Below are 1739 nucleotides of genomic sequence, written 5' to 3' on the forward strand. Positions count from 1 at the left end.
AATGGCGATGGATACAGCGACATTGTGATTGGGGCTTATAGCTTTGATAAGGGGCAAGTGGATGAAGGGGCGGCGTTTGTTTGGATGGGGATGGCGGATGGGGTAAATGCAGATATCAAAACCAAATTAGAGATTGACCATTCAGGCGCACAATTTGGCTGGTCTGTTGCCAATGCTGGTGATGTCAACGGAGATGGTTTTGGGGACATCGCAATTAGTGCTAACGCATACGACAATGGACAAGCTTATGAAGGTGCTGTTTTTATTTACCACGGTTCATTAAATGGCATTGGTAATGTTGCCAACACTATTATTGAATGTAACCAGTCCTTTTCTTCAATGGGAAGCGTTGCAGGAGCGGGGGATGTTAATGGGGACGGATTCGGCGATTTGCTTGTAGGTGTAGGTCTATATGGAGAAAAAGAAACTGGTGCGGTTTTTATATTCCATGGATCATTCGCGGGCATCAGTAACGTACCAAATACAACAATTTTAGGAAAGCAGGAAGAAGATGCAAATTTTGGATCGGCAGTAGCGGGCGCAGGCGATATTAATGGGGACGGGTTTAGTGATATTATTATAGGGTCACCAGGTTTAGATGTTACTTTCCCCTACGCTGATCAAGGAGCAGCATTTATATATTACGGATCAAAAGCAGGCATAAACACAATGGTGCCAAATGTAACGTTGGTAGAGGGGGGCGACTGGTTTAACTATGGGAGTGAGGTGTGCGGAGCAGGCGATATAAATGCCGATGGTTACTCAGATGTAATTGTTGGAAGCCCTTTTTACAGTAACGGGGAAGATTATGAAGGGGCTGGTTACATATATTTTGGTTCGCCTAACGGCCTAGACAAGGCGAGTAAAAAGATAGTTGAGAGTAATAAAGCGGAAGCAAGAATGGGAACTTCAATAGGATCCAGTGATGTAAATGGTGATGGATATCCTGACTTATACTTTGGAGCTCCATATTATACAAACGGAGAATATCTAGAAGGCGCAGTTTTTATTTACTATGGACTAAATGGCTGGGTCCAAACCCAGCCAATGATTATCGAAAGTAATAAAGCCAATGCAGGAATGGGGAGCGTGGCAAATGCGGGAGATACAAATGGTGATGGATATAGTGAAGTTATAGTAGGAGCTGTTGGATTTTCTAATGGTCAGAGCAATGAGGGTGTCGCGTTTGTATTTAATGGCTCGGGCAATGGGCTCATTAAAACACCTTCATTTTCATTTGAAGGAAATCAGGAAAGTGCATTTATGGGTAACGCTATCGGAGGCGCTGGAGACATAAATGGAGACGGTTATAGTGACATAATCACAACAGCGCATCAATACGACAATGGACAACTAAACGAAGGAATGTCATTCATTTTCTATGGCAATAAAACAGGTGGCCTCCAAAACAACCTCCGCCTCTACAACTCCGACCTCACAACCCCCATCAACCAATCTCAAAAAGCCAAAAACAACTTCGGCGTAGGATTTTTTGCCAAATCTTTTCTTGGTAGAAACAAAGGGAAACTCGTGTGGGAAACAAAGGCTAAGGGCCAGGGATTTTCGAAGGGGGCGAATAATGTGATTACGAATAGCACGATGTCAACGGGTTCTTGGATTGGTTATGCAAGTTTGGGGTTGACAGGGGTTGAGATGAAAAGTGTGATTGCCAAGCAAGGGACTTCAACCAAGGTGCGCGTGCGGGTGAAATATGATCCGGCGTTAGCATTGACCGGCCA

Annotated in this window: 1 protein-coding gene; it reads left to right on the forward strand. The window is 44.2% G+C overall.

All coding sequences use genetic code 11. The annotated features are described in order from the left end of the window. A partial coding sequence (locus tag G395_RS32490) for an FG-GAP-like repeat-containing protein (RefSeq protein ID WP_035362224.1) occupies positions 1-1739 on the forward strand: 1739 nt, incomplete at both ends.

Origin of the sequence: Dyadobacter alkalitolerans DSM 23607, assembly GCF_000428845.1 — a bacterium.
Classification (GTDB): domain Bacteria; phylum Bacteroidota; class Bacteroidia; order Cytophagales; family Spirosomataceae; genus Dyadobacter; species Dyadobacter alkalitolerans.